This is a genomic window from Marinimicrobium sp. UBA4509 (assembly GCF_002388575.1).
In the GTDB taxonomy this organism is placed as follows: Bacteria; Pseudomonadota; Gammaproteobacteria; order Pseudomonadales; family Cellvibrionaceae; genus Marinimicrobium; species Marinimicrobium koreense.
In genome coordinates this window covers 7,013-12,371 of sequence record NZ_DGMV01000061.1, presented here as the reverse complement: position 1 = coordinate 12,371, position 5,359 = coordinate 7,013, and the positions used below count along the sequence as shown (strand labels likewise).

The 5,359-nt window shown below is 60.1% G+C and carries 5 protein-coding genes and 1 pseudogene; all 6 read right to left on the bottom strand.

Annotated features, from left to right (window positions below):
* A partial coding sequence (locus B3520_RS12075) for a DUF2868 domain-containing protein (RefSeq protein WP_286876143.1) occupies positions 1–694 on the bottom strand: 694 nt, incomplete at its 3' end.
* A 110-nt stretch (positions 695–804) separates the two neighbouring features.
* The gene (locus B3520_RS12070) at positions 805–1,038 is read right to left on the bottom strand and encodes a hypothetical protein (protein WP_024460462.1); all 234 of its coding nucleotides are present in this window, start codon (positions 1,036–1,038) and stop codon (positions 805–807) included.
* A gap of 121 nt (positions 1,039–1,159) precedes the next feature.
* A complete protein-coding gene (gene cysG, locus B3520_RS12065) occupies positions 1,160–2,557 on the bottom strand; it encodes a siroheme synthase CysG (protein WP_286876141.1) in 1,398 nt (465 codons plus the stop codon).
* A 199-nt stretch (positions 2,558–2,756) separates the two neighbouring features.
* Entirely contained in the window at positions 2,757–4,049 is a 1,293-nt protein-coding gene (gene serS, locus B3520_RS12060) for a serine--tRNA ligase (RefSeq protein ID WP_286806487.1), read from the bottom strand.
* 357 nt (positions 4,050–4,406) lie between these two features.
* The gene (gene crcB, locus B3520_RS12055) at positions 4,407–4,781 is read right to left on the bottom strand and encodes a fluoride efflux transporter CrcB (RefSeq protein WP_286806486.1); all 375 of its coding nucleotides are present in this window, start codon (positions 4,779–4,781) and stop codon (positions 4,407–4,409) included.
* A pseudogene (locus B3520_RS12050) lies at positions 4,781–5,359 on the bottom strand (recombination factor protein RarA); the annotation flags it as partial. The pseudogene B3520_RS12050 and the gene crcB, both read right to left, overlap by 1 nt.

The window sequence follows — 5,359 nt, the reverse complement described above, 5'->3', positions numbered from 1 at the left end:
CACCGCCACCCTGGCTGGTCCCGCGGATGGCGGGCCCGGGAGATTGAGCTTTCAGTTGACGCAGGCGGATCACTCCGACCACAGCGAGCAGTGCCCGCGGCACCAGGTTGTAAAACAGCAGGCTGGCCATCAGAAACGGCCACCAGTCCCCTGCCCGCTCGGTGCCCGACGCCCGGGGGTCAATTCGCACATAGCGCGTCGCGTCCAACAAAGAGGCGTCCGGCACCGCCGCCGACCAGAACCACGCCCAGGGCATCGCCAACCACTGCAGCAAGCGCAGAGGGCTCTGATCGCCATCGAGCAAGGTGGAACTCCAGCCAAAGGCCAGATCGGTGAACAGGAGAAGCGTCAGGAACCCCAGGATCATGCCCAGCCCGAGCAGAAGCCAAAAGCTCTGCAGACCGATCAGCATTTGCCAGCGCTGGCCGGGCTTGGGATACCAGTGGAGGGTTTTATGGCCCCAGCGGAACAACCAGGGCCGGTCGCGCCCAAAGGCGGCGGCTCCGGCGGCCACCAGGGTGCCCAGGAGGGGAATTCCGGCCCACAGCCACCAGAGCCAGAGCACGTTAAGTCGGCCGCCCGGCGCGTAGCTCAGTGACGCGGCGGCAATCAGCCAGCCGATGATCACCGCAAGCGGCCAGAGCCAGAAAGGTAATTGCAGGCGGGCATCAGTGATGCCATTGGAGTGGGTCATTCCGTCCCCGGGTCAATCGAAAGATCAGGGGAGATTTAACCACATTCGGAGGGGCGCCCGCGAGCGTTAAGGCCCGCGAGCAGCGGTGCGGTCACCCGAGGGGGTAAGCGTCACACCTCGATATCGATTTTGCGCCGACGGCGCCGGTCACCGGAGCGCATATCCACCAGGGGCTTGATATCCCGGCGGCGGCGATCACCTCGACGGCGCTCACGAATGGGCGCCACGGGTGTGGTATCCAGCACCTGCTCGCTCACCGGCATGGTTTCGTCTTTGGCCCGCGTGGTGTTGATCTTGGTGCGGGCCGACGGTGGCAAGGTGCTGGTTGGGCCTATGTAGGTCATGGTGACCTCCGATTCAGTTCGGACCGTCAAAACGACGGCGCTTACCTCTCATATCGGTCTTGGACCCGAAATCTTGACTGGAAGTTCGTTATTTTGTAATCAAAGTCTCGCCGCTGTCAATTTATTGACTGCCGGACCGCTCTGGAGAAAACCAGCTCAGCTCGTGATGTAACTGCACCACCTCACCCACAATCAGCAGCGTCGGACCGTGCACATCGCTCTCGGCCACCCGCTGGGGCATGGTTTCCAGGGTCCCGATCAGTACCCGCTGATCCTGGGTCGTGCCCTTCTCCACCAGTGCCACCGGCGTCTGGGGTGACCGGCCATGGCGAATCAGAACCTGACAGATTTCCTCCAGCCCCACCAGGCTCATATAGAACACCAGCGTCTGTCCCGGCAACGCCAGCTCGGGCCAGGTCAGGTTCGGATTGTCGGTTTTCAGGTGACCGGTGATAAAGCGCACCGATTGGGAGTGATCGCGATGGGTGAGCGGAATACCGGCATAGGCCGCGCAGCCCGAGGCGGCGGTAATGCCCGGCACCACCTGAAAGGGAATCTGGTGCGCGGCCAGCAGATCAATCTCTTCGCCACCACGACCAAAGATGAACGGGTCGCCTCCCTTCAGGCGCAGCACCCGCTTGCCCTCCTGGGCGAGCTTGAGCAACAGTTCGTTGATGTTTTCCTGCGGCATGTGATGATCACTGCGCCGCTTGCCGACATAAATCCGGTCCGCGTCCCGACGGACCAGCTCCATCACCTCTGGTGACACCAGCCGGTCATAGAGCACCACATCAGCCTGCTGCATCAGGCGCAGGGCTTTCAGGGTCAGCAACTCCGGATCACCGGGACCACCGCCCACCAGATACACCTCGCCCTGGGTATCGACATAGTCCGGATTGGCCAGATCCTCGGCAATGGCTTTCTCCGCCTGCTCGTCCTGACCACTGAAAACCAGCTCGGCAATCGGGCCCTGCAAGACTTTCTCCCAGAACCGGCGCCGGTTTTCCTCACTGAACGACTGCTTCACCCGCTCCCGCCAGCGGCTGGCCAACTGGGCAAGGCGACCGTAGCTTTTGGGAATCAGGGTTTCCAGCTTGGCCCGAACCATCCGCGCCAACACAGGCGCCTCACCGCCGCTGGAAATGGCGATCACCAGGGGCGAACGATCGACAATCGCCGGGGTGATAAAACTGCAGAGCTTGGGGCTGTCCACCACGTTGGTGGGCAGATAGCGGGCCTGGGACTCTTCCGAGATACGCGCGTTAAGTTCGTTGTCATCCGTCGCAGAACAGACCAGCACCACATCGTTCAGATCGGTGGATTCGTACTCCCGGTAATGCAATTCACCACCGCCCTGCTCGGCCAGGTGTTTGAGCTCATCGGAAATCTCGGGGGCCACAATACACAGCCGCGCCCCGGCACGGGCCAACAATCGGCCTTTGCGGGTGGCAATGTCGCCGCCGCCGACCAGAAGGCAGCGGCGGTTTTTCAAATCCAGAAAGACGGGGAAATAATCCATGGGGTATCACCGAGGGTGGAGCGAAGTCGAGTGAGGTAACGGCGGATGCGGGCTGCGCCCTTATCCGCCCTACGCCAACTGCCGTGCTATTCGTAGGGCGGATAAGCGGTCTTGCCGCGCATCCGCCGTTACCGAAACTCCAGAGGCCAACTGTCGGATTACGCGCTTTGCGCTAATCCGACCTACAAGACACTCCGGTTTAAACCGGGGTGTTTACGCCCAGGCTTTTCAGTCCACCCATGTAGGGCTGCAAGACTTCCGGAATGGTGATGCTGCCATCTTCCTGCTGGTAGTTTTCCAGCACCGCCAATAGCGTGCGACCAATCGCCAGGCCGGAACCGTTCAGCGTATGCAGCAGCTCCGGCTTGCCGGTTTCCGGGTTGCGATAGCGGGCCTTCATGCGGCGCGCCTGGAAATCCCGGAAATTACTGCAGGATGAAATCTCCCGGTAGCGCTCCTGGGACGGCACCCACACCTCAATATCGTAAGTTTTCGCCGCCGAGAAACCAATATCGCCGCCGCACAAGATGACAGTGCGGTAAGGCAGACCCAGCTTCTGCAGAATTGCTTCGGCGTGGCCGGTCAATTTTTCCAGAGTCTCATCCGACTCTTCCGGGCGGACAAACTGCACCAGCTCCACCTTTTCAAACTGGTGCTGACGGATCAGGCCGCGAGTGTCTTTCCCGTGCGAGCCGGCTTCACTGCGGAAACAGGGCGTGTGGCTAACAAACTTCATGGGCAACTGGTCCGCTCCGTCGAGCAGCACGTTGCGCAGAATATTGGTCACCGGCACTTCCGCCGTGGGAATCAGGTAAAAACACCGCTCATCATCCAACTTGAACAGGTCTTCCTCAAACTTGGGCAACTGGCCGGTGCCGGTCAGCGAATCCGAGTTCACAATAAAGGGCACATTCACTTCCTCGTAACCGTGCTCCTCAATGTGGGTATCCAACATGAACTGCGCCAGGGCCCGATGCAGACGGGCAATGCCCGAGCGCAGCAACGCGAAGCGCGCACCGGTCAGCTTGCTCGCGGTATCAAAATCCAGCCCGCCCAGGCGCGCGCCCAGATCCACGTGATCGACAATCGGAAAACCGAACTCGCGCGGCGAACCCCAGCGGCGCACCTCAACGTTATCGTCTTCGCTTTTACCTTCGGGCACTTCATCGGCGGGAATATTGGGAATTCCACTCAACAGGTCATCCAACTCCGCCTGAATCTCATCCAACTCTGCTTCGGCTTTACCCAGGGCCTCTTTCAGCTCACTGACCTGGGCCAGCAGGGGCTCCACATCCTCACCCCGCTGCTTCGCCTGGCCAATCGATTTGGCGCTGGCATTGCGCTCCTTCTGCAGGTTCTCGGTCTTAACCTGCACCTCACGACGGCGCTCCTCCAACGACATCAGGCGCGCAACGTCCAACTCATAACCACGCTTCTTTAGCGCCTCGGCCACCGCTTCGGGATTGGTACGAACAAGTTTTGGATCCAGCATAAAAATGTCTTATTTAGTTCAGAAGGTTAAAAAATAGAGGTCCTGATCTGGGGAGCCGGTGGGGTTACCCCTTTTCAAGACACGCTGTGAATGCATCCCTGCACGCTCGACGTCGGCATCCATGCCTTCGACGGTCTTGAAAAGGGGTAACCCCACCGACTCAGTGCCACGCGATGAATACGCAGCTTCGTTTCACGGAGTTTCTTATCTCCAAACAACTTGATGGTTAGCTCCAGCAAGTTCGGGTATCAGCATCCGGGGCCGTCGTCGGCGGGAAGCCGACGCAGAGCTACAGGGATGTATTCATGCGTGCCCCGGATGCTGATAGCCGAACTTGCCATCGAACAGAGCTAGACACTAAAAAACCATACGAGCCACATACACCGACACAATAACGGCAGACAGACAGCTCAACAACGTGACCAGCGAATAAACCACCGCCACCGCCGGCGCCCCATTCTGCCAGAGCAACAAGGCATCCAACGAAAACGTCGAAAAGGTCGTCAACGCCCCCAGAAAACCCGTAATCACAAACGGCCGATACTCCGGCGCAACAAGCCCCTTATCGACAATCAACACAAAGGCCAGGCCCACAAGGAGACAACCGAGCACATTGGCCACCAGCGTTCCCAGCGGAAAGCGCGTACCCATCACCGGAAACAGCCAAGTCGTCAAACCAAACCGACCCATCGCCCCCAGAGCACCGCCCAAGGCCACGGCCAACCACTGCATCAATCGCTCTCCTGGCTATAACGCCGAATCGGACTCTTGGCATCCAGCTCGCGGAAATAGGCCAACTTCTCCCGAATCCGTTGCTCAAGCCCCCGCTCCACCGGCTCGTAATAGACTCGATCCGCCAACTCTGGCGGCAAATAACACTCACCCGCCGCGTAAGCACCGGGCTCATGGTGGGCGTACCGATACTCCGCCCCGTAATCCATGGACTTCATCAGCTTGGTAGGGGCGTTGCGCAGATGCACCGGCACCTCATAGCCCGGCTGCTCGCGCACCTCGGCCATCACCGTATTGAAGGCATTATACACAGCATTGCTTTTGGGTGCCGAGGCCATATAAACCACGGCCTGGGCGATGGCCAACTCACCCTCCGGACTGCCCAGGCGCTCCTGGGTATCCCAGGCCGCCAGCGCCAGGGGCAGCGCGCGCGGATCGGCATTGCCGATATCCTCACTGGCGATACGGACAATGCGCCGGGCGATATAGAGCGGATCGCAACCGCCATCGAGCATCCGGGCAAACCAGTACAGCGCGCCGTCCGGGGAGGAGCCCCGCACCGATTTATGCAAGGCGGA

Excerpts from the sequence above, each read along its gene's own strand:
- crcB (WP_286806486.1), bottom strand. The coding sequence starts at position 4,781 with ATGCAGTGGTTGGCCGTGGCCTTGGGCGGTGCTCTGGGGGCGATGGGT.
- B3520_RS12070 (WP_024460462.1), bottom strand. The coding sequence starts at position 1,038 with ATGACCTACATAGGCCCAACCAGCACCTTGCCACCGTCGGCCCGCACC.
- cysG (WP_286876141.1), bottom strand. The coding sequence starts at position 2,557 with ATGGATTATTTCCCCGTCTTTCTGGATTTGAAAAACCGCCGCTGCCTT.
- serS (WP_286806487.1), bottom strand. The coding sequence starts at position 4,049 with ATGCTGGATCCAAAACTTGTTCGTACCAATCCCGAAGCGGTGGCCGAG.